At 69.8% G+C, this 19,442-nt stretch carries 17 protein-coding genes and 1 pseudogene; 7 read left to right on the plus strand and 11 right to left on the minus strand.

Annotated features, from left to right (window positions below; genetic code table 11):
* Positions 1–59: 59 nt before the first annotated feature.
* Positions 60–1,471, plus strand: a pseudogene (locus VIL76_RS18920) (MATE family efflux transporter).
* On the opposite strand, the gene VIL76_RS18925 reads toward VIL76_RS18920, so the two are convergent.
* From VIL76_RS18925 to VIL76_RS18935, 3 genes are all read right to left on the minus strand, one after another.
* On the minus strand, positions 1,468–3,396 hold the full coding sequence (locus tag VIL76_RS18925; RefSeq protein WP_332046630.1) for a pyrroloquinoline quinone-dependent dehydrogenase: 1,929 nt from the start codon (positions 3,394–3,396) through the stop codon (positions 1,468–1,470). The pseudogene VIL76_RS18920 and the gene VIL76_RS18925 overlap by 4 nt on opposite strands.
* Positions 3,397–3,541: 145 nt before the next feature.
* The gene (locus tag VIL76_RS18930) at positions 3,542–4,444 is read right to left on the minus strand and encodes a cobalamin biosynthesis protein CbiG (protein WP_332046631.1); all 903 of its coding nucleotides are present in this window, start codon (positions 4,442–4,444) and stop codon (positions 3,542–3,544) included.
* Between the two features lie 71 nt (positions 4,445–4,515).
* Complete coding sequence (locus VIL76_RS18935; RefSeq protein WP_332046632.1) at positions 4,516–5,517, minus strand: NADP-dependent oxidoreductase; 1,002 nt, start codon at positions 5,515–5,517, stop codon at positions 4,516–4,518.
* Positions 5,518–5,618: 101 nt separating this feature from the next.
* Between VIL76_RS18935 and VIL76_RS18940 the strand changes: the two genes are divergently transcribed.
* On the plus strand, positions 5,619–6,551 hold the full coding sequence (locus VIL76_RS18940) for a Gfo/Idh/MocA family oxidoreductase (RefSeq protein ID WP_332046633.1): 933 nt from the start codon (positions 5,619–5,621) through the stop codon (positions 6,549–6,551).
* A gap of 31 nt (positions 6,552–6,582) precedes the next feature.
* On the plus strand, positions 6,583–7,062 hold the full coding sequence (locus VIL76_RS18945; protein ID WP_332046634.1) for a glutathione peroxidase: 480 nt from the start codon (positions 6,583–6,585) through the stop codon (positions 7,060–7,062).
* A 3-nt stretch (positions 7,063–7,065) separates the two neighbouring features.
* Here the strand turns inward: VIL76_RS18945 and VIL76_RS18950 are convergent, their stop codons facing one another.
* Together VIL76_RS18950 and VIL76_RS18955 are read right to left on the minus strand one after the other, a co-directional pair.
* The gene (locus tag VIL76_RS18950) at positions 7,066–8,016 is read right to left on the minus strand and encodes an amidohydrolase family protein (RefSeq protein WP_332046635.1); all 951 of its coding nucleotides are present in this window, start codon (positions 8,014–8,016) and stop codon (positions 7,066–7,068) included.
* A gap of 53 nt (positions 8,017–8,069) precedes the next feature.
* Positions 8,070–8,906: an enoyl-CoA hydratase-related protein gene (locus VIL76_RS18955; protein ID WP_332046636.1), complete on the minus strand. Its 837-nt coding sequence runs from the start codon at positions 8,904–8,906 to the stop codon at positions 8,070–8,072.
* A 43-nt stretch (positions 8,907–8,949) separates the two neighbouring features.
* Between VIL76_RS18955 and VIL76_RS18960 the strand changes: the two genes are divergently transcribed.
* Entirely contained in the window at positions 8,950–9,333 is a 384-nt protein-coding gene (locus VIL76_RS18960) for a hypothetical protein (protein WP_332046637.1), read from the plus strand.
* A gap of 52 nt (positions 9,334–9,385) precedes the next feature.
* Here VIL76_RS18960 and VIL76_RS18965 read toward each other — a convergent pair whose 3' ends face one another.
* On the minus strand, positions 9,386–12,091 hold the full coding sequence (locus VIL76_RS18965) for a TonB-dependent receptor (RefSeq protein ID WP_332046638.1): 2,706 nt from the start codon (positions 12,089–12,091) through the stop codon (positions 9,386–9,388).
* 379 nt (positions 12,092–12,470) lie between these two features.
* On the opposite strand from VIL76_RS18965, the gene ilvD reads away from it, so the two are divergent.
* The gene (gene ilvD, locus VIL76_RS18970) at positions 12,471–14,210 is read left to right on the plus strand and encodes a dihydroxy-acid dehydratase (protein WP_332046639.1); all 1,740 of its coding nucleotides are present in this window, start codon (positions 12,471–12,473) and stop codon (positions 14,208–14,210) included.
* Positions 14,210–14,923 carry an aspartate/glutamate racemase family protein gene (locus VIL76_RS18975; protein WP_332046640.1) on the plus strand — a complete coding sequence of 238 codons (714 nt, stop codon included), beginning with the start codon at positions 14,210–14,212 and terminating at the stop codon, positions 14,921–14,923. Before ilvD ends, VIL76_RS18975 begins: the two co-directional genes overlap by 1 nt.
* Here the strand turns inward: VIL76_RS18975 and VIL76_RS18980 are convergent.
* The 5 genes from VIL76_RS18980 to erpA all read right to left on the minus strand — a co-directional run bounded on the left by VIL76_RS18980 (position 14,893) and on the right by erpA (position 18,149).
* On the minus strand, positions 14,893–15,585 hold the full coding sequence (locus VIL76_RS18980; RefSeq protein ID WP_332046641.1) for an NnrU family protein: 693 nt from the start codon (positions 15,583–15,585) through the stop codon (positions 14,893–14,895). The two genes, VIL76_RS18975 and VIL76_RS18980, sit on opposite strands and share 31 nt — an antisense overlap.
* Before the next feature lie 45 nt (positions 15,586–15,630).
* The gene (locus tag VIL76_RS18985; RefSeq protein ID WP_332046642.1) at positions 15,631–16,347 is read right to left on the minus strand and encodes a hypothetical protein; all 717 of its coding nucleotides are present in this window, start codon (positions 16,345–16,347) and stop codon (positions 15,631–15,633) included.
* A gap of 49 nt (positions 16,348–16,396) precedes the next feature.
* Positions 16,397–17,176 carry an exodeoxyribonuclease III gene (xth, locus tag VIL76_RS18990; protein WP_332046643.1) on the minus strand — a complete coding sequence of 260 codons (780 nt, stop codon included), beginning with the start codon at positions 17,174–17,176 and terminating at the stop codon, positions 16,397–16,399.
* Between the two features lie 159 nt (positions 17,177–17,335).
* Positions 17,336–17,710, minus strand: coding sequence for a hypothetical protein (locus VIL76_RS18995; RefSeq protein ID WP_332046644.1), 375 nt, complete (start codon positions 17,708–17,710; stop codon positions 17,336–17,338).
* Between the two features lie 103 nt (positions 17,711–17,813).
* Positions 17,814–18,149 carry an iron-sulfur cluster insertion protein ErpA gene (erpA, locus tag VIL76_RS19000; protein WP_332046645.1) on the minus strand — a complete coding sequence of 112 codons (336 nt, stop codon included), beginning with the start codon at positions 18,147–18,149 and terminating at the stop codon, positions 17,814–17,816.
* A gap of 81 nt (positions 18,150–18,230) precedes the next feature.
* On the opposite strand from erpA, the gene VIL76_RS19005 reads away from it, so the two are divergent.
* Positions 18,231–19,409 carry a deoxyguanosinetriphosphate triphosphohydrolase gene (locus VIL76_RS19005; RefSeq protein ID WP_332046646.1) on the plus strand — a complete coding sequence of 393 codons (1,179 nt, stop codon included), beginning with the start codon at positions 18,231–18,233 and terminating at the stop codon, positions 19,407–19,409.
* Positions 19,410–19,442: the final 33 nt, after the last annotated feature.

Raw genomic sequence — 19,442 nt, forward strand, 5'->3', positions numbered from 1 at the left:
GGCCGAAACACCGTTAACAATGGCGAAGCTCCGCTTGCCGGGCCGGCGGGCGGGCGCCAGTGTCCGCGGCTTCTTTGAAAACCCAGGTGCTGCCATGGACCGCGAAGCGGCCCAGGCGTCCCCGCGCGGCGGAGGGCGCTGGTCCCTCGTCCGCCTCGAACTGGCCGAGCTGTCGAAGCTCTCCTGGCCGGTCGTGCTGTCGCGCCTGGGTATCATGACCATGGGCCTCACCGACGCCGTGGTCGTCGGGCGCTACTCGGCCAAGGAGCTGGGCTACCACGCGCTCGCCTGGGCGGCGGCCAGCGTGATCGTCACCGGTCTCATCGGGCTGCTGGCCGGCATCCAGGTGATGACCGCCCGCGCGATCGGCGAAGGCCGCCGTCACGAGACGGGCGCGGTGCTCCGGCGCGGCCTGACCTACAGCCTGCAGGTCGGCGTCGCCTCCATGGTGCTGCTGCTGGTGATCGGCCCGCCCTTCCTCCACGCAATCGGGCTGGACAAGGACCTGGCGGACGGCTCCAGCCGGGCGCTGCTGGTGTTCGCCCTGTCGCTGCCGTTCTACGGCATGAGCGTGGCGACCGGCTTCTGGCTGGAGGGCCTCTCCAGGCCTGGTCCCGGCGCGGCGCTGATGTGGGCGGCGAACGCCGTGAACCTGGCGCTCGTCCTGCTGCTGGTTCCGGGGACCTTCGGCCTGCCGGCGCTGGGCGCGGTGGGCGGCGCCTGGGGTACTCTGGGCGCGCGGGCCTTCCTCGGCTTCTCCACCCTGGCCTTCATCCTGATGATGCGCGAGGCGCGCGAGCTCGGGGTCTACGACAAGCCGCCCCGCGACCGGGCCGCGGAAGCCGAGCAGCGGCGCATCGGCTTCGGCGCCGGCGTCTCCAACATCTTCGAGGTGGCCTCATTCGCGAGCATGAACGTGATCGCCGGTTGGATCGGCGGCCTGGCCGTCGCCGCCTGGGCGATCGTGCTCAATGTGGCGGCGATCGTCTTCATGGTCCCCCTGGGGCTCTCCACCGGCGCCGCCGTGCGGGTCGGCCGAGCCTATGGCGCGCGCGACCCGCAGGCGGTCACCCGGGCCGGCCTGGTGGCCTTCGGCGTCACGGCGGTATTCGGCGTGGTCGTGACCGTCATTGTCTGGCCGCTGGCAGGCCCCATCACCCGCGGCTACACGCTCGACGATGCCACGCTGGCCATGGCCGTGCCGGCGCTGATCATCACCTGCCTGATGTACTTCCCCGACGCGCTGCAGGTGGTGGCGGCCCAGGCGCTGCGGGCCCGGGGCGACGTGTGGCTGCCCAGCGGCACCCACCTGATGAGCTACATCGTCGTGATGATGCCGCTCGCCTACTGGCTGGCCATCCCGCTCGGCATGGGCGTCAACGGCATCGCCTGGGCGGTGGTGATCGCCAGCGTGATCAGCTGCGTGCTCCTCCTCGGCCGCTTCTGGATGCTGGCGCGGCGCGGGATCTAGCCGGGCAGGGCGTAGGCCACGACCGTGTCGCCCCTCTTCGTGTCGGACTTCGAGTGCCCGCCGGCGGCGATCACCACGTACTGCCGCCCCTTCCAGACGTAGGTCATCGGAGTCGCCTGGCCGCCGGCCGGCAGCCGGCCGCGCCAAAGCTCCTTGCCGGTGCGGCCGTCGAAGGCGCGCAGGTAGTCGTCCATGGCCGCTCCGATGAACACCACGCCAGACGCCGTAGCGATCGGCCCCCCGAAGTTCGGCGTGCCGGTCCCGCGCATGACCAACTGTGAGCCGGGAGCGAGGTCGCGGGTCGTACCCAGCGGAACCTCCCAGAGCACCTGGCCCGTGCGCATGTCGATGGCGTGGAGCTGGCCCCACGGCGGCGGATTGCAGGGCAGGCCCCAGGGCGAGAGCAGGGCCTCGCGGCGCATGCCGAACGGCGCCCCCGTCTGCGGCGAGATCTCGGTCTCCAACTCGGCGCGGCGCCGCGCCTGCACCTGGGCCGCGGGGATCAGGGTGACGAGGTGCATGGCGCTGGAGGTGTTGACGTAGGCCACCTGCCTGCCGGGATCGAACGCCAACCCGCCCCAGTTCACCCCGCCGCCGGTGAACGGATAGAGGATCGTCCCTTGGGTCGACGGCGGGGTGTAGATGCCCCCTCGGCGGGCGCCCTCGATCACCTTGCGGCACTTCCCGCGGTCCCAGGGCGTCAGGCCGAAGGCGTCCTTCGGCTCGATGTGCATCGGCGCCAGCGGCTTCGGCGCGATCGGGAACGGCTGGGTCGGCGAGAGCTGCTCGCCCGGCGCGCCGTCCTGCGGCACGGGCCGCTCCTCGACCGGAATGACCGGCGCCCCGGTGTCGCGGGCCAGGGTGAAGACCAGCCCCTGCTTGGTGGCCTGGATCACCGCCGGCGTGCGGCGGCCGCCGTAGGCCACCTCGGCGAGGGTCGGCTGGGCGGGGATGTCGTAGTCCCAGACGTCGTGGTGGGTGGTCTGGAAGCTCCAGGCCGGCTTGCCGGTGGCGGCGTCCAGCGCCACGACCGAGTTGGCCATCCCACCGGCGCCCTTCCTGAGGCCGCCGAAGAAGTCGGGGCTGGCGCTGGAGGTGGGCAGGAAGACCAGCCCGCGGCCCTCGTCCACGGACATCGGCGCCCAGACGTTGGCCGCCCCCGCCACAACGCCCGGCCCGGCGTTGGCGAGCGGGTCGAAGCTCCACTTCGGCGCGCCGCTGCGGACGTCGTAGGCGCGCACCACGCCGGGGATCTCGCGGACCCGCTGGTTGTCGTCGATCGAGGAGCCCACGATCAGGGTGTCGCGCACCACGACCGGAGGCGAGGTGATCTGCATCTGGCCGTCGCGCACCAGCTGCAGCCCTGCGCCCACGTCGACCGGGGCGCCGCCCGCAAAGCCGGGGCAGGCCCGGCCGCTGGCGGCGTCGAGGGCGTAGAGCCGGCGGTCGACGGTCGCCAGGAAGATGCGGGCCGCACAGGGCGCTTCCGGCGCGGCCGTCGGGTCTCGCCAGTAGGTCACGCCTCGGCAGACGAAGTCGTTGGGATAGCGCACTTCGGGGTCGACCTTCGGGTCGAAGGTCCACAGCGGCCGTCCGGTGGCCGGATCCAGCGCCGCCACCTTGTTGAACTGCGAACAGACGTAGAGCCGCCCGCCGGCCAGGATTGGCGTGTTCTCGAAGGAGGCGCGTTCCAGGGAGTGGCGCTTGGCCTCGCCCGTGGAATAGGTCCAGGCGACCTTCAGGCCGCGCACGTTCGAGGGCGTGATCTGCCCGGCGTTGGAATAGCGCTGGCCGCCCGCGTCGCCGCCGTAGTGGGGCCAGTCCACGTCCGCGGCGGGCGGGACGGGGCCGGTGGAGCCGGACGAGCAGGCGGCCAGGACGAAGAGGATCGCGAGCGTAGCGGGCAGGGGGCGCGGGTGGGTCATATGAGGTCCAACTGGGTGTCGTTGGGCGAAGTGGACCCTTGCCCGCAACGCCGCCAAGGCCGCCGTGACGAGCGGCGGCGCGGCTGTGACGACGCCTGCGCCGTACGGGACGAGCGGCGGAGCGGCAGGGCCGAGCGGTTCGGCCTTAAGCGCCTGCGCCCAGGATCCAGCCTTCCTCGCGCTCGGCGTCCAGCACCACGTCGGCGGCGGTGCCCTTCGGCGGCGCGAACAGGGCGCCCAGCTTGTTGGCCTCGTCCAGGCGGGCGAAGTGCTCGGCCATGGCGCGCACCTGCACCAGGTCCTTCACCTCGCCGGGCGCGCCCTGGGCTTTCAGCAGGGACGGGTAGACCTCGGCCGCGACCACGTCGACGCCGGCCAGGTCGGCTTCGGTCAGCGCGCGGAAGCCCGTCTCGAACGGCCAGACCTTCAGGGCCTCCCCGCGGGCGAGCTTCAGGCGGCGCACCACCGGCATGCCCAGGATGGCCTGACCGCCCACCGAGCCGTTGTAATAGAGCTTCCAGATCGAGGCCGCGCCCTTGGCCGCGAGGTCGCCGTGGCGGAACTCCGGCAGGTCGTCGGCGCCGTGGGCGCGGGTGCGCTTCGGCTGCAGCGTCGTGAGCGCGTCCTTCGGCGGACACCCCCAGAACGGGAAGGGGCCCCCTGTCAGCCGCCGGTTGATCTCCGACGCCACGCCGAACCGGTTGTTGGTGTTGTCGGCCTTGTCCTTGACCATCTTGTCCACCTGGTCCCAGGCGGCGCGCCAGGCGAGCTCGCCCGGCAGCTTCAGGGCCGCCGCGAACCCGCGCGGGAATCCCAGCGGGAAGTCGAAGCCCACCAGCGCGCGCTCCGACCGCTTCTTCAGGTCGTCGAGGATCAGGTTGAGCCGCTTCTCGGCCTCGCCGCGGGTGGACGGGTTGAAGCTCTCGAACGCCATGCGGAAGCGCACGTCGCGCTTGAGCACACCGATCCATACCGAGTCCGCCCCGGTCGTGGGCTTCGCCGCGGCGCTCCAGTCGACGATCACATAGGCGCTGAAAAGGCGCGGCACGGCGGCGCTCCGCTGGAGGATTGACGGTGGCTTTTAGACCCGCGGGGACAACGGGCCAACGCCCGTCGCGTTCAGCCGAGCCTGACCAGCATCTTGCCGAGGTTCTCGCCCTTGAAGAGGCCGAGGAAGGCGTCGGGCGCCTTCTCGATCCCTTCGAACACGGTCTCGCGCCATTTCACCCTGCCATCGCGCGCCCAGCCGGAGAGCTCGTCGATGTACTTTGGCATCATGTCGAAGTGGTGGGAGACGATGAAGCCTTCCATCCGGATGTTCTTGCCGATCAGCAGCGCCATGTTGCGCGGGCCGGGCTGCGGCTCGGTGGCGTTGTAGATCGAGATCATCCCGCAGATGGCGAAGCGGGCGAACAGCTTCGCTGCATTCAGCGCGGCTTCGAGGTGGTCTCCGCCGACGTTGTCGAAGTAGACGTCGATCCCTTCCGGCGCGCCCGCGAGGATGGCGGCCGTCAGGTCCTTCTCGGCCTTGTAGTCGATGGCGTGGTCGACCCCGATCTCCTTCAGGAACGCCACCTTCTCCGCCCCGCCGGCCGAGCCGATCACCCTGTGCCCCTTGGCCTTGGCGATCTGGCAGACCATCGACCCCACGGCCCCGGCCGCGCCGGAGACGAACACCACGTCGCCCTCCTTGAGCGCCGCGATGCGCAGCAGCCCGGCGTAGGCGGTGAGCCCCGGCATGCCGGCGGCGCCCAGGAAGGCCTGGGGCGGCAGGCCTCGGGGATCGAGCTTCTGCAGGCCCTGGGCCGAGGCGGTGAAGCCCTCGCGCCAGCCGAGCTGGGAGAGCACCAGCTCGCCCTCCTTGAAGTTGGGATCGCCGGAGGCCGTCACCTGGCCCACGGCGCCGCCGTGCATCGGCTCGCCCAGGGCATAGGGCGGGGCGTAGCTCTTCACGTCGTTCATGCGACCGCGCATGTAGGGGTCGACCGTCATCCAGAGGTTCTTCACCTGGACCTCGCCGGGGCCGGGGTCCCTCAGTTCGACCGTCTTGATCTCGAAGTTCTCATGGGAGGGCATGCCCACCGGGCGGCTCTTCAGGTGGACTTCGCGGACGCTCGTCATGGCCTTCCCCTCCCAATGGTGCGTAACGGGCTTAGCCGCGCGGGCGGGTGGCGTCGAGCGCCATCACCTGCTAGGGCGCGTGCCCAGTTCGGAGCTACGGGATGTCTGAGTCTCTCCGCGGGGGCGTGATCGGCGCGGGCGTGTTCGGCGGCTACCACGCCCGTCAGTACGCCAGGCTGCCCGGGGTGGTGCTCTCAGCCGTGCTAGACCCGCATCCGGAGCGGGCCGCCAAGGTCGCCGTGCCGCTGGGCGGACGGGCCTTCCACGACATGGCCGAGTTCCTGGACGCGGTCGACGTGGTGACGATCGCCTCGCCGGCCACCCACCACGCTGAGCAGGCGCTGGCGGCCATCGCCGCGGGCAAGCCCGTCTATATAGAGAAGCCGATCGCCGTCAGCGTCGCCGAGGCCGAGAAGGTCCGCGCGGCTGCAGCGGCCAAGGGGCTGGTGGTGGCTTGCGGACACCAGGAGCGGGTGGTGTTCCGCGCCATGGGCCTGCTGGACGTCCCCGAGCAGCCGCTGCTGCTCGAGGCGCTGCGGCACGGCCCGCCCTCGCCGCGGAGCCAGGACGTCTCGGCCATCCTTGACCTGATGGTGCACGACCTTGACCTGGCGCTCGTCCTGTCGGCCGCCGAGCCGGTGACCGCGGAAGGCGAGGGGCGGCTGGGCGCCGGCGGCGGCTGGGACCGGGCGCGCGCGGAGGTGAGCTTCGACGATGGCTTCACGGCCCTGTTCGACGTCTCCCGCGTGGCGCCGGAGCGCAAGCGGACGATGCGGGTGGTCTATCCCTCTGGCGAGGTGGAGATCGACTTCATGACCCGTGAATTCCGCAACACCACGCCCTTCACGCTGAACCCGGACTTTGCCGACACGCCGGCCGCCGCCGATCCGCTGGGGAGCAGCGTCGAGGCCTTCCTGCAGGCCGTGCGCGGGGACGCCCCCCGGCCGGTGGTGACCGTGGAGGAGGCGATCCGGGCGCTGGACCTGGCGCTCGCCGTCGAGCAGGCGCTGGAGGAGCAGCCGCAGGAGGCGTAGCGTCGGCGCCGTTTCAGTCCGGAGACCCGCCATGACCTCAAGCGCGCACGAGTTCTCGTTCAAAGCCATCGACGGCGGAGAGCTGCCGCTCACCAGCTTCCGCGACAAGGTGGTGCTGGTCGTGAACACAGCCTCGAAGTGCGGCCTCACTCCGCAGTACGAGGGGCTGGAGCGGCTCTACTCCGACTACAAGGACAAGGGCCTCGTGGTGCTGGGCGTACCGTGCAACCAGTTCATGGGGCAGGAACCCGGGACGGAGGCGGAGATCGCCGAGTTCTGCCAGTTGAACTTCAACGTCGACTTCCCGCTGACGGCCAAGACCGACGTTAAGGGCGAGACTGCGCACCCGTTCTACAAGTGGGCCAAGGACCAGCTGGGGGAGCCGGCCGAGCCGGTCTGGAATTTCCACAAGATCCTGATCGGGAAGAACGGCGAGGCGATCCGCGCCTTCGGGCCCCGCACCGACCCGCTCGACGCCGAGGTCACCGCCGAGATCGAGAAGGTCCTGTAGGCGCTAAGCGCCCCGTCGCAGGTATGGGGCCACGTTGCCCGCGATGCGGCTCAATTCCGCGTCCGTCAGCGGGACCTTGGCCCGGAACACCTTCCAGCCTTCCGCCAGGGACGGATTGCCGCCGATCGGCAGGTCGGAACCGAACACCACCCGCTCGACGCCGATCTCCCGGATGCGCCGGGCGATGAGCGCGCCCTCTTCGGCCGACGAGCTCGGCGCGGCCACGGTCGTGGCGTCGAAGATCACCCGGCGCATGCGCGAGTCGCCCTTGCGGATCGCCTCGATGTAGGTCGCGAGCGCGGCGTCCGCCTGAGGGCTGTGGCCGGGCCCCGCTCCGGCGAGGTGGGCGATCTGCACCGTGACGTCCGGGGCCTGCGGCAGCAGGTGCTCGATGAACAGCGCCGCGTCCTCCGCGCCGTAGGATCCTCCGCCGCGCGAGCGAAGGTGCGCGGCGATGGGCGCACCCAGGCGGTTGGCCAGGGCGAACACTTCGCGCATCCGGCTGACGTGCGCAGGGTCGCGGAGGCTGACGCCGCTGTTGCCGAAGTGGAGCTTCACGCCGCGCATGCCGGGCAGGCGGTTGCAGCGCTCGATCTCGGCCAGGGCTCCAGGGGTCAGCGGATTGACCCCGCAGAACCCGACCAGGCGCCGGGGCGCGGTCATGACCTGCGCCGAGGTCCAGTCGTTTTCCTGGCGGACGCGGGCTTCGGGCTCGCTGAGGCCTTTGCGCTCGTCGGCGAAGCTGTAGCCGACGGACAGGACGACGCCGCGCCGGCTTCCCGCATCGTCCATCATCCTCAGCAGCGCGGCGGCGTCGATGGGCGGCTGCCCCACGATGGGCGAGAAATCGGGGCTGATCAGGTGCTGGTGGTGGGCGATGGCCGGGCCTCGCGCGGCGTCGGCGCTGGGCCTTGTCGCGCATGCCCCGGCCAGGAAGCAGGCGAGGGCGATCAAGGCTGGCCTTGCCCCAAAGCCAGGTCGTTTGATCGCACTCACATCCATGCGCCCTACTCGGCAGCCTCGGCGGGCTTGGCAAGCCCGAACCGCTCGCCGCGCTTGCCGCGGACGGCCAGGTCGACGGTAGCCAGGCGCCGGACGCCCTCCACCCGCATCTCCCCGCCGGGCATCCACATCATCGCGACGTAGTCGCCCAGGCTGTCCTCCACCGCCTGGGTGAAGCCTTGGGCGTCCTGGGCCTTGTTCATCTGGATCTTGGCCATGCGCAGGGCCTCGGGGCTGTTCTCCGCCACGCGGCGGGCCCAGGCGAGGGTCTCCCGCTCCAGGTCGGCGTTGGCGAGCACGCGGTTGACGAAGCCGTAATGGGCGGCCTCGGCGGCGGAGATGAACCGGCTTTCGAAGACCAGCTCCTTCGCCCGCCGGATCCCGATATCCCAAGGGATGGAGTTGTACTCCACGAAGCCCCCGAGGAACTCGGCGTCCTCGGCGGCGAAGACCACGTCCATGGCCGCCGCAAGCATCCAGCCGGCGTAGATGCAGTAGCCCTCGACCATGGCCACGGTGGGCTTGGGGAAGTTGCGCCACCTCACCAGCAGGTCGAGGTTGTACTTCTTGAACTGGTCGTAGGTCTGGATGCCCGGCTTGGCGCCCAGCGCCTTGCGGTACTCCATCCCCTCGGCCGTGCCGAGGTCGTGGCCGGTCGAGAACACCCCGCCGGCGCCTCGGATCACCACCACGCGCACCGCCTCGTCAGCCCGCGCGAGATCGAAGGCCTGGTCAATCTCGTCGAGCATTCGGTAGCTCTGGGCGTTGCGATATTTCGGCCGGTTGAGCGTGATCAAGGCCACGCCGTCGCGCGCTTCGTAGAGGATGTCCTGGAACGCCATGCGGCCCCTCCCTCGGGTGTTTCGTTATTGCGACTATAGGCGGATGAGCGGACCGGTCGAACAGAGCCTCCAGATGCTGGCCGAGCGGGCAGGGGACCCCGCGCACCTGGTCTACAGGCGGCTGTTCGCCGAGTTGCCGCACACCGAGCCGCTGTTCGCCCACGACGACACCGGCGCCATCCGCGGCGAGATGCTGGCCATCGCCTTCCAGTGCCTCATGGAGCCTGAGGGCGCCTACACCGCCAACCTGGTGCGGGCGGAGCGGGCGAACCACGATGGCTGGGGGGTGGAGGCGGCGGACTTCCCGCGGTTCTTCCCGATCGTGCGCGACGTCTGCCGCGAGGTGCTGGGCGAGGCCTGGACGGCCGAGTTCGACACGGCCTGGTCGGAGGCGCTGGCGAGCCTCGATACCGCCAGCCGGACATGAGAAGGGCGCCCCGCATCTCTGCGGGGCCCCCTCACCATTTCAGGCCTGCGGCCTAGAAGAAGCGGTACTGCAGCTCGATGCCGAAGGTGCGCGGCGGTGTCAGCGGATAGGTGCTGGCGATGCCTTCCACCACAGGCCTGGCCGCGAAGCCTGGCTGGCCGAGGGCGAACGCCGGCACGAAGCCCGCCCGCCGTCCGGCGCCTGCGCCGCCTTCGTAGCCGAGCTCGTCGAAGACGTTGCGGACAAAGGCAATGACGCTGTAGCGGTCTTCCGGCCCCTTCCAGGTCGCCCGCAGGTCCACCTGATCGTAGGCAGGCGACTTGTAGTACTCGCGGTCGAAGATCGAGCCGTACTGCTCATCGCGCCAGACGTAGGTGCCCGAGGCGGTGAGCGAGCTGTCCCCGAACTGCCAAGTGTAGTTCACGTTGAAGGTGAACTTGTGCTCCGGCGCGTTCGGCAGGTGGTCGCCGTCCAGGTTCTGGCCGCGCTGCACATTGCCGGTGAAGACGTCGCACGAGCCCGTCGGATTCGCCGCGCAGGTCTGCAGCGGTCCGGTCGGGTTTGCGCCCGACGCGACCGCCGTCGGGTCGGTGGGATCGATGACCCCCGACGCCTCGGTGATGTGCGCATCCAGGTAGGCGTAGTTGACGAGGATCTGCAGATTGTCGATCGGCTGCCAGGTCCCCTCGAATTCGACACCCTGCGTCACCGCCGCGGGGATGTTGTAGAAGACCGATTGCACCTGCGCGAGGCCGCCGCCCGTGGGCACGATGCTGATCGGCACCTGGGCGTTCTCGTACTTGGTGTGGAACACCGCCACGTTCGTCTGCAGCGACGGGCCGAAGTTCTTCTTCAGCCCCACTTCGAAGGCGTCCGCGTACTCGGGATCGCTGTTGGGCGAGCTCGAGATGGTGGTGTCGATGCCGACGCGCAGGGCGCCCGCCTTGTAACCGCGGCTGTAGCGGGCATAGGCCATGGTGTCGGTGTCCGGCTCCCACTGGACGCCCACGGTGCCGGTCGTCGCCGTCCACGAATTCTCGTAGTTGCGGCTCGCGAAGCCGCTAGCCGGATCGACCGTGGTGAGGGAGGTGACCCCTTGGGTGACGCCAGGGGACCCTGGCTGGCCCGGGATGTAGCCGCTGATGACGGTCGGCAGCTGGGTCAGGTCGATGAGGTTGTTGCCGACGATCTCGGGCGGGAAGCCGCCGGAGCAGGCCTGCACGTCGAAGCAGAGCAGGCGCAGGGACTCGGTGCCGCTGATCTCGTCCTTCGTGTAACGGAGGCCCGCCGTCAGTTTCCAGGTCTCGGCGAACGCCCAGTCGATCTGACCGAAGGCCGCCTTGGAGCTGATGCTGAACTTGGGCTTGTTGTCATAGATCCGCCCGATCGGCGCGGCGCAGGCGTTGCCGGTGAAGACGCAGGTGGTCTGCGTCAGGAACGCGCCGCTCGCGGCGGGCTCGTCAGGAAAGTAGGTGGAGACCGGCTGCTCGAAATCCTCGAGGTAGAGGTAGAGGCCACCGAGCCACTGGAGCGGGCCGTCGTGCGTGGACGACAGGTTCACTTCGTGGCTGAACCAGTTCTTGATCTCCTCGTAGGAGAATTCGTAGCGCGGCCGCACCAGAGCGCCGGGCGTCCCCGGAGCAAGCAGGTTGAGGAAGCGGAACTCCTGGATGGGAGCCTGCTCCACCGGCGTCGGGCCGTTCAGGTAGTAGTGATAGTGCGTTCCGCCCGCGAGGTACTTCAGGTCCATCGTGTCGAAGTGCCAGATCCACTCGCTGGCGAAGATGACGGTGGCGTCGAGGTCCACGTCATACGGCACGATGGAGGCGATCTTGCGTGGGTCGTTGATGGCCGGGTTCACGCAGCCCGCCGGCGAGGGGTTCACCACATTGGTCGTGAGGCCGGGGCGGCAGGCATAGCCGGGGTTCAGGGCGATGGCCGCGTTGCCCGCCTGATAGGTGGGGTAGGGGTGCGGGGTCCAGGTGTAGCGGGCGCCGGGGCCGCCGCTGCCGTTCTCCCAGCGGTAGGTGGCGAGCTTCATCCAGCCGTCGAAGTTCTCGCCGAACTCGAACTGCAGCTGTCCCTCGACGATCATCGTGTCGATGATGTTGCCTTCGTCGGGCTGGCCCGGGACGATGTTGTCGATCCAGCCCTCGCGCTGCTTGTCCCAGTTGGCCGCGAGCCGGAAGTTCACGCCCGGGATGATCGTCGGACCGGAGACGGCGCCTTCCAGGACGGTGCGGTTGTAGTTCTGCAGCTGGGCGCGGATCTCGGCGTACATCTCCTCCGTGGGCCGCTTTGAGATCACGTTGATCGCGCCCCCGATGGAGTTGCGGCCGTAGAGGGTGCCCTGCGGGCCCCGCAGCACTTCCACGCGGTCTGTGAACAGCGGCGTCTTGCCGGCCTCGACCGTGGAGGAGGTGAAGATGCCGTCGGAGTAGATGGCGACGGCGCCCTGCGCCGTGTGCACGTTGGTGAGTCGACCCACGCCGCGCACGCTCGTGCGGTCGAGCTGCGTCGAATACTGCAGGCCCGGGGTGAAGTTGGTCATGTCCTGGATCGTGGTGATCCCGATCAGGTCACGACGCTCCGAGGTGAAGGCGGAGACGGCCACCGGCACGTCCTGCAGGCTCTGCTCCCGCCGTTCGGCGGTGACCACGAGCTCTTCGATCGTATTGCTGGACTGCGCGTACGCAGACGTCGCGATGGCAGCCGCCAGCGTGGCGCTGGACGCCATGAGAAATAGCTTGCGTTGCATATGTGAGCCGCCTCCCCGCAGCATGTTTTGGTGGGCGCTATTGACTGCGCTTGTTGCAAGGCTGAAGCACGCCCCGCTAACCGTCAATGGTAACGTTGTTAAGTGAACGGCGATCACTCACGCTGGTCACTTACGCTGGCGCCAGGGACACAGTGCTGGGATGACAGCGGCTTGTCGGCGCAAGAAATGTGCAGCAAGGTCCGCCTGTTAGTGACTTTGTTCTTCCCAGAGAACGACCTAGGGGCGCGCGAAAGCGCGCCTCCTTTGTTTCGCGCAAGACTTTCCTCACGAGTTCTCACGCCGCCGATTCGGAGGAGGCTTCCGCGCGGCCGCCGCCGCCCTTAAGGAGGGCGCCGCAAGTCGGAGGCGCGTGGGACAGATGCATCGCAAACCGGACGGGTCCTGGGACAAGAGCCGCCTGCCTAGCCGGCACGTGACCGAAGGCCCGGCGCGTGCGCCGCACCGCTCCTACTACTACGCCATGGGGCTCGGCAGCCGGGACATCGCGGCCCCCCTGGTGGGCGTCGCGTCCTGCTGGAACGAGGCGGCGCCCTGCAACACCGCCCTGATGCGCCAGGCGCACGCCGCCTCGGAGGGCGTGAAGGCCGCGGGCGCGACCCCGCGCGAGTTCTGCACCATCACCGTCACCGACGGCATCGCCATGGGCCACGAGGGGATGCGCTCGTCCCTGGTCAGCCGCGAGGTGATCGCCGACTCGGTCGAGCTGACCATGCGCGGCCACTCGTACGACGCCCTGGTGGGGATCGCCGGCTGCGACAAGAGCCTGCCCGGCATGATGATGGCCATGCTGCGGCTCAACGTGCCGAGCGTCTTCCTCTACGGCGGCTCCATCCTGCCGGGCCGGCTCGACGGGCGCGATCTGACCGTCCAGGACGTCTTCGAGGCCGTGGGCCAGTTCTCCGCCGGAACGATCACCGAGGAGCGGCTGTGCCAGGTGGAGCAGCACGCCTGCCCCGGCGACGGCGCCTGCGGCGGGCAGTTCACCGCCAACACCATGGCCTGCGTCTCCGAGGCCATTGGCCTGGCCCTGCCGCTGTCGTCGGCCCTGCCGGCCGCCTACCTGGACCGGGACGCCTATGCCCGCGCCTCGGGCGAGGCGGTGGTGCGGCTGATCGAGCAGAACATCCGTCCGCGCGACATCTGCACCCGCAAGGCGTTCGAGAACGCCGCCGTCGTGGTCGCCGCCAGCGGCGGGTCGACCAACGGCGGCCTGCACCTGCCGGCGATGGCCCACGAGTGCGGGGTTGAGTTCACCCTGCGCGACTTCGCCGAGATCTGCGCGCGCACGCCCTACATCGCCGACCTGAAGCCCGGCGGCCGGTTCGTGGCCAAGGACATGGGCGAGGCCGGCGGCGTGCCGATGCTGCTGAAGACCCTGCTGGAGGGCGGCTACCTGCACGGCGACTGCATGACCGTGACCGGCAAGACCCTGGCCGAGAACCTGGCCAACGTGCAGTGGCGCGACGACCAGGAGGTGATCCGGCCGGTCTCCAACCCACTGTCGCCCACCGGCGGCGTCGTGGGCCTCTGGGGCTCGCTCGCCCCCGACGGCGCCATCGTCAAGGTCGCCGGCCTGAAGCACGTGAAGCACCGCGGCCCGGCGCGGGTGTTCGACGGCGAGGAGGCCTGCTTCGCCGCCGTCGAGGCCCGCGACTACAAGGAAGGCGACGTCCTGGTGATCCGCTACGAAGGACCCAAGGGCGGCCCCGGCATGCGCGAGATGCTGTCGACGACGGCGGCCCTCTACGGCCAGGGCGTGGAGAACATCGCGCTGATCACCGACGGCCGCTTCTCCGGCGCCACGCGTGGGCTCTGCGTCGGCCACGTGGGCCCCGAGGCGGCCGATGGCGGACCGATCGCGCTCGTGAAGAACGGCGACATCATCACCATCGACGCCGACGCCGGAACCATCGAGCTGGAGGTCGACCCCATCGAGCTGGAGCACCGCGCCCACGAGCTCGCCAAGGAGCCGCCGCGCCGCACCGGCTACGGCTCCGGCGCAATCTGGAAGTTCGTCCAGGCGGTCGGCCCCGCCTACGCCGGCGCGGTGACGCATCCCGGCTTCGCCGGCGAAGAGCACGTGTACGCCGACATCTGATGCGCACCCTGGGCCTGATCGGCGGGATGAGCGCCGAGAGCACGGCGATCTACTACCGCGAGCTCAACCGCCTGGTCCGCGACCGGCTGGGCGGGCTGCATTCGGCCCAGCTGATCCTGTGGAGCGTCGACTTCGCGCCGATCGCGCAGCTGCAGGCGAAGGACGACTGGGCAGCGACCGGGGCGCGGCTGGCCGACGCCGGTCGGCGGCTAGAGGCCGCCGGGGCCGAGGCCCTGCTGATCTGCGCCAACACCATGCACATCAATGCGCCGGAGGTGACGGCGGCGGTCTCGATCCCGTTGATCCACATCGGCGACGCCACGGCCTCCGCGCTGAAGGCGAAGGGCGTGACCCGCCCGCTGCTGCTCGCCACGCGGTTCACCATGGAGAAGGCCTTCTACCGCGACCGCCTTGCCGCGGCCGGCCTGTCCCCCCTGACGCCGGACGCCGAGCGCGAACGCCTGCACGCCGTCATCTTCGACGAGCTCTGCCAGGGCCTCGTGCGCGAGGACTCCCGGCAGGCCGTGCTGGAAATGATCGCCCGGGGGAAGGCCGCCGGCGCGGACGGGGTGATCTTCGGCTGCACCGAGATCGGCCTCCTGCTGGAGCCGGAGGCGACGGGGCTGCCCACCGTCGACACCACCATCGTCCATTGCGAGGCCGCGGTGGACTTCGCGCTCGGTCAGTACAGGACGGCGACCCCGAACAGGTAGGGGTGGCCCCAGATCAGGGCGACCCAGACGGCGATCGCCAGCGCGATCCGCCACCAGCCGAGCTCGCCCAGCGCCAGCCGCTGCCGGCCCTGGATGATGGCCAGGAACGGCGTGTTTGAGGTCTGCACGGCGAACTGGTCCCACTTGGCCCCGAGCGCCCGCTTGCGCTTGGCGTCGATCGAGGCGGTGCCGAACAGCGCCAGCGCCAGCATCGAGCCGAACAGCACCAGGCTGGCGGCGTCGCCGTTCACCAGCAGGTGGCCCAGCGCCCAGACCGCCACGCCCCACAGGAACGGGTGCCGGGTGATCCTGAGGATCCCGCGCACCAGCTCGGGCCGGTCCAGGGCCGCCTCCTGGCGGACGCTGGTCGGGTTGGCCGTGGTGAGGCCCACAACGATGAACAGCACCGCCACCAGCTGCAGGACGAACTGCAGCCCGTGGGTGAGCGAGCCCATGCCCCAGATCACCTCGTTGCCCGGCGCGCCGCGCGTGCCTGCGAAGGCCCAGCCCAGCCAGACGATGCCGAGGAGCGAGACCAGCGAGAACAGGCCCATGTACGGGCCCGCCCCCAGTCGCAGCACCAGCACGTCGCGCACGCGGGTGCCTGAGATCAGCAGGTGGATCAGCACGAAGAAGGTGGCGGCAGCGATCAGGTTCAGCATCTGTGGCCCTCCCGGGCGTGACTGTCCGCCCGTCGATTTACGCCGTCAAGCTATGCGCTCGTCCTCGTCGGCGTCCTCGTCTTCATCGTCTTCCCAGGGCGGCGCCTCGGCCTCGGCGTCGGCGTCCTCGACGTCGATCTCAGCCTGGGTCTCGTCCTCGTCGTCCTCGGCCTCTTCAATCTCCTCGTCGTCCTCGGACGACGCAGCGACGGCGGCGGCCGGCGCCTCGCGGCGGGGCAGGGGGCGGCGCAGCAGGGCCTCGACGCGGGCGATCCAGCGGTTCGCCTCCTGCACGGCGTCCTCGGCGTCCGGGGCCCCGCGGCGGGCCTCGTCGGAAGTCTGCCACAGCACCAGCACGAACTCGGGATGCCGCGGGTCGTCGAAGATCAGCCGCAGCCGGACCTCCTTCTCGGCCCCGCCCAGCACGTCCAGGGCGCGGCGGGCCTCGCCGCGATGGGCGCGGGCGGCCACCTGGCCGTCGAGGATCAGCTCGGCCCCGATCAGCTCGTCGATGCGGTAGATCAGGCACCACTCGCCGGTGTCCCAGGCCACCGCCATGCGGTTGGCCCCGAAGTCGAAGCCCGCTCCGCGGCCCCGGCCGCGCGCCACGATCAGGGCGTGCGGCTCCGCGCCCAGCACCTTCTTCAGGCCGCGGCGGACACGCCGCGCCTCGTCGTTCAGCCGGATGGCCAGCGCGCCCAGGAGCGTCAGCACCGCTCCGGCCAGCACCAGCATCAGGATCAGGCGCGGGACCTCGTCCATCGTGGGGCGGAGGCTAAGCCTGTTTGCTGAGTCTCCCCAAATGCGCGAGTCAGACGTCCAGTTCGACCACCAAGGGCACGTGGTCGGAGGGCTTCTCCCAGCCGCGGACGTCGCGGTGGATCGACACCCCCACCAGGCGGTCCACCGCCTGGGCCGAGAGGAGGGCGTGGTCGATGCGAATGCCGTTGTTCCGCTGCCTCGCGCCGGCCTGGTAGTCCCAGAAGGTGTAGGCGCCCGGCGCGCCGTCGGCCTCCAGGTAGGCGTCGGTCAGGCCCAGCCACTTCAGCGCCCGGAACGCCTCACGGCTCTCGGTCTGGAAGAGGGCGTCGGTCTTCCAGTTGTCGGGATATTCGGCGTCGCGCGGCTCGGGGATGACGTTGTAGTCGCCCACCAGGACCAGCGGCTCCTCGAACTGCAGCAGGTCGCGGGCGTGCGCCTGCAACCTCGCCATCCAGGCCAGCTTGTAGGCGAATTTCTCGGTGCCGATCGGATTGCCATTGGGCAGGTAGATGGAGGCGACCCGCACCGGCGTCGGCCCGGAGACCACGGCCTCCAGGTAGCGGGACTGCTCGTCCTCACCCCCGTCTGGCAGGCCCCGGCGGACGTCCTCCAGCGGCCGCTTCGAGAGGATGGCCACCCCGTTGTAGGACTTCTGCCCGTGGATTGCGAGGTTATAGCCAAGCCGTTCAAAGGGTTCGGCCGGGAACTTCTCGTCGACGCACTTGATCTCCTGGAGGCAGGCCACGTCCGGCTGGCAGGCCTCGAACCACCGCACCACCGTCTCCAGGCGGGCGTTGACCGAGTTCACGTTCCAGGTGGCGATGCGCATCGAGGAATCCCCGTTTCCCCCCCTTTATGGGGAGGGGCCGGCCGACGCTAGTCGGCCAGGGTGAGGAAGCGTGGGCGGGCCTCGGAAGCGGGGCTTGAACACGACTTCCCCACCCGTCTCGCTTCGCTCGCCACCTTCCCATGAGGGCAGGGAAAGCGCCTATTTCGCGGCCTTGGTCAGCTTCAGCGGGATCGACCCGCCCTGGGTCCAGGAGCCGTCCAGCGTCTTGCCGTCTGCCGACAGCTTGCCCTTCAGCTCGCCCATGATCGGCATGAACAGGATCTGGAGCTCGCCCCCGTCGGTCTTCACCGCCGTGGCGGGAATGGTCGCCTGCTGGTCGAGGCTCTCCAGGACTGCCTTGGTCTCGCCGCCCTCGGTCTTCACGTGCAGGGCCAGCCGCAGCTTCGTCCCGTTCGGGACCTCCAGCACGCCAGCCCAGTCGCCGTCGTAGGTCTGGGCCGCGGCCGGTGTGGCGGCGAGCGCGCCGGCCAAGGCGGCAAGCGCCAGGCGCCGGGTGATGGCGGCAAGCTTCATGAACCGGTCCCCCCTCGAACGCGTCGAGTTGCGCCAACTATGACGCTGGGGCAGCGGGTTGCACGTTAAGCTTGCGTAACCGTGACGCGACGTCGCGCAGGTGTCAGATCGAGAAGCTGACGCCGCAGCCGCAGGAGGACTTGGCGTTCGGGTTCCGCACCCGGAATTCCGCCCCGGCCAGTTCGTCCACGAAGTCGATCTCCGAGCCCTTCAGCAGGACCAGGGACATCTCGTCCACCAGCGCCGCGGCGCCGTCGCGCTCGATCCTCAGGTCGTCGGCCTGAGCCGCCTCGACCAGGTCGAACTGGTACTGGAAGCCGGAGCAGCCGCCGCCTTCCACCGCCACGCGCAGCATCACGGCTCGGCCCTCCGCCTCGCCGATGGCGCGGATCCGCTTGGCGGCCCGTTCGGATAGGGTGACGTCAGGGGTGCTGGTCATCTCTGTTAAACGTCTTCGTGGCTTAGCCTATATGTGCGCCACCGCGGCTTCGACCAAGAGGCCAATGTCCAGAATGGTTTGATGGCCTCCACGATCCCGCCCCGAGCGCCCTACGCCGAAGACCCCTCGACCTCGCGCGGCCGCAAGTTCGCCGAGCCGGAGAGCCGCACCCGTACGCCCTTCGCCCGCGACCGCGACCGGATCATCCATTCCACGGCTTTCCGGCGGCTCAAGGAGAAGACCCAGGTCTTCGTGGCCCACGAGGGCGACCACTTCCGCACCCGCCTGACCCACTCCCTCGAGGTGGCGCAGATTGCCCGCTCCTTGGCGACGGCGCTGGGCCTCGACCCGGACCTCGCCGAGACCATCGCGCTCGCCCACGATCTCGGGCATCCGCCCTTCGGCCACGCGGGCGAGGACGAGCTGCAGGTCCAGATGCAGGGCTTCGGCGGCTTCGACCACAATGTGCAGACCTTCCGGGTGGTGACCCGCCTGGAGCGCCGCTACCCGCGCTTCGACGGCCTGAACCTCACCTGGGAGACGCTCGAAGGCGTCATCAAGCACAACGGCCCGGTGGTGGATAAGCTGGACCGCCCCTCGTGGCGAGCCATCGCCGAGTTCGACAAGGACTACGACCTTAGGCTCGGCACCTGGGCCTCGGCGGAGGCGCAAGTCGCCGCGCTCGCAGACGACATCGCCTACAACAACCACGACGTGGACGACGGCGTGCAGGCGGGCCTCTTCTTCCTGAAGGAACTGCTGGACGTCCCCCTGATCGGCCCGCACGTGGCCAGCGCGCTCAAGGACTGGCCCGAGTGCGACCAGTCCATCGTGCGGATGGAGGCCGTGCGCCGGATGATCGGCGCCATGGTGGACGACGTCCTCGCGGAGACCCGCCGGCGGGCCGAGGCGGGCAAGGTCCGGTCGGGCGAGGATGTCCGCAACCTCGACCACGCGCTCGTCGCCTTCTCCCGCGACATGGTCGAGGACCTTTCGGCCCTGCGGGCCTTCCTGATGGAGCGGATGTACCGCCACTGGCGGGTCAACCGCACCCGCAGTCAGGCGCGGCGGATCCTGGCGGAGATGTTCCAGCTGTTCATGGCCGAGCCGGACGTCCTGCCCACCGAGTGGTCGGAGCGCGCCATGAGCCGTGATGAGGCCTACAAGGCCCGCGTCGTCTGCGACTACATCGCCGGCATGACCGACCGCTTCGCCATCGAGGAGCACCGCAAGCTCTTCCACCTCGACGTCTGGGGCTGATCCCTGCGGCCAGACGCCGCCTTCTGAGCGCCG

It is taken from the genome of Phenylobacterium sp. (assembly GCF_036563285.1).
Taxonomy (GTDB): Bacteria; Pseudomonadota; Alphaproteobacteria; order Caulobacterales; family Caulobacteraceae; genus Phenylobacterium.

Coding starts and splice junctions, on each gene's coding strand:
- VIL76_RS18925 (WP_332046630.1), bottom strand. CDS start 3,396: ATGACCCACCCGCGCCCCCTGCCCGCTACGCTCGCGATCCTCTTCGTC.
- VIL76_RS18935 (WP_332046632.1), bottom strand. CDS start 5,517: ATGACGAGCGTCCGCGAAGTCCACCTGAAGAGCCGCCCGGTGGGCATG.
- VIL76_RS18940 (WP_332046633.1), top strand. CDS start 5,619: ATGTCTGAGTCTCTCCGCGGGGGCGTGATCGGCGCGGGCGTGTTCGGC.
- VIL76_RS18945 (WP_332046634.1), top strand. CDS start 6,583: ATGACCTCAAGCGCGCACGAGTTCTCGTTCAAAGCCATCGACGGCGGA.
- VIL76_RS18955 (WP_332046636.1), bottom strand. CDS start 8,906: ATGGCGTTCCAGGACATCCTCTACGAAGCGCGCGACGGCGTGGCCTTG.
- VIL76_RS18960 (WP_332046637.1), top strand. CDS start 8,950: ATGAGCGGACCGGTCGAACAGAGCCTCCAGATGCTGGCCGAGCGGGCA.
- VIL76_RS18965 (WP_332046638.1), bottom strand. CDS start 12,091: ATGCAACGCAAGCTATTTCTCATGGCGTCCAGCGCCACGCTGGCGGCT.
- ilvD (WP_332046639.1), top strand. CDS start 12,471: ATGCATCGCAAACCGGACGGGTCCTGGGACAAGAGCCGCCTGCCTAGC.
- VIL76_RS18975 (WP_332046640.1), top strand. CDS start 14,210: ATGCGCACCCTGGGCCTGATCGGCGGGATGAGCGCCGAGAGCACGGCG.
- VIL76_RS18980 (WP_332046641.1), bottom strand. CDS start 15,585: ATGCTGAACCTGATCGCTGCCGCCACCTTCTTCGTGCTGATCCACCTG.
- VIL76_RS18985 (WP_332046642.1), bottom strand. CDS start 16,347: ATGGACGAGGTCCCGCGCCTGATCCTGATGCTGGTGCTGGCCGGAGCG.
- xth (WP_332046643.1), bottom strand. CDS start 17,176: ATGCGCATCGCCACCTGGAACGTGAACTCGGTCAACGCCCGCCTGGAG.
- VIL76_RS18995 (WP_332046644.1), bottom strand. CDS start 17,710: ATGAAGCTTGCCGCCATCACCCGGCGCCTGGCGCTTGCCGCCTTGGCC.
- erpA (WP_332046645.1), bottom strand. CDS start 18,149: ATGACCAGCACCCCTGACGTCACCCTATCCGAACGGGCCGCCAAGCGG.
- VIL76_RS19005 (WP_332046646.1), top strand. CDS start 18,231: ATGGCCTCCACGATCCCGCCCCGAGCGCCCTACGCCGAAGACCCCTCG.